Below are 1093 nucleotides of genomic sequence, written 5' to 3' on the forward strand. Positions count from 1 at the left end.
CCCTAGAGCGCCCGATGCACCGCATCGGGCGTTTTGTATTTCAGAGCGGCATGTGGCCGCTCGTGGTTATAGATGCGAACCGACTGTTCGACCATCTTGGCGGCCTGCTCAAGGTCAGCGGGACGTTGCAACAGGAACTCGCCCTTGAGGATGCCGTTGACCCGCTCGGCCAGAGCATTCTGATAGCAGTCGTAGCCGTCCGTCATCGAACAGCGCAAGCCGTAACGCTCATGGATGTCCTGATAGTAGGTCGAGCAGTACTGGACCCCGCGATCGGAATGATGGATCAATGGCTGGCGGCTCCGGCGCCTGCGCAACGCCTTCTTGAGCGCCTGACTGACCTGTTCGGTCTGAAGGCTGTCGTGAACGTGATGGCCGACGATCTTGCGCGAGAACGCATCCGTGACGAGGCTCAAATACACAAACGGGCCAGCCGTCGGCAGGTACGTGATGTCGGCCACCCACACTTGTTCGGGGCCGCTCGGCACGATTTGATCCGGCCCGGCTTTCAGCAGATTCGGATGACGCCGGAAGCGGTGATGGCTATCGGTGGTCTTGTGATACGCCCGGTGCGGCACGACCAGCAGGCGTGCGGCGCGCAGCACGCCGAACAGCCCGTCCCGTCCCAGCTTGATGCCGCGCTCGGCCAACGTCGGTCCCAGCAGATGATGCAGCTTGCGTGTGCCCAGCCTCGGCTGGCGCAGCCGCACGTCCCGCACCAGCGCCGTCACGGTCTCGGCCTGCAAGTCGCGGCGCTCCTCGCTCTGACAACGCTTGTAATACGCTTGACGGCTGATGCCCATGTATCGGCAGGCCCGCTCGACGCTCAGCTTTTCGATTCGCCTTTGCGCGACGACCTGCCCGAAGGCTTTTTTACCGTGATTCCGTAGTCCTTGCGCATCACGTCGAGCACCGCCTCGAACAGCGCGGCTTTCTCCTGCGCTTCTCGCAACTGCGTCTCCAACTCCTTGATGCGCTGCTCCGGTGTGAGCGGCTTTGAGTCTTGCTTTGGCATGGTGGAACCCGATCGCGCACGCCCGGATGGATCGGCCCAATCCTGCAAGCCGTGCTTACGTAACCATACCAGTACGGT

At 62.2% G+C, this 1093-nt stretch carries 1 pseudogene; it reads right to left on the minus strand.

The window, feature by feature from the left end:
- Positions 1 to 2: 2 nt before the first annotated feature.
- Positions 3 to 1093: pseudogene (locus BFF94_RS37525) on the minus strand (IS3 family transposase); the annotation flags it as partial.

Origin of the sequence: Burkholderia catarinensis (genome assembly GCF_001883705.2) — a bacterium.
Taxonomy (GTDB): Bacteria; Pseudomonadota; Gammaproteobacteria; order Burkholderiales; family Burkholderiaceae; genus Burkholderia; species Burkholderia catarinensis.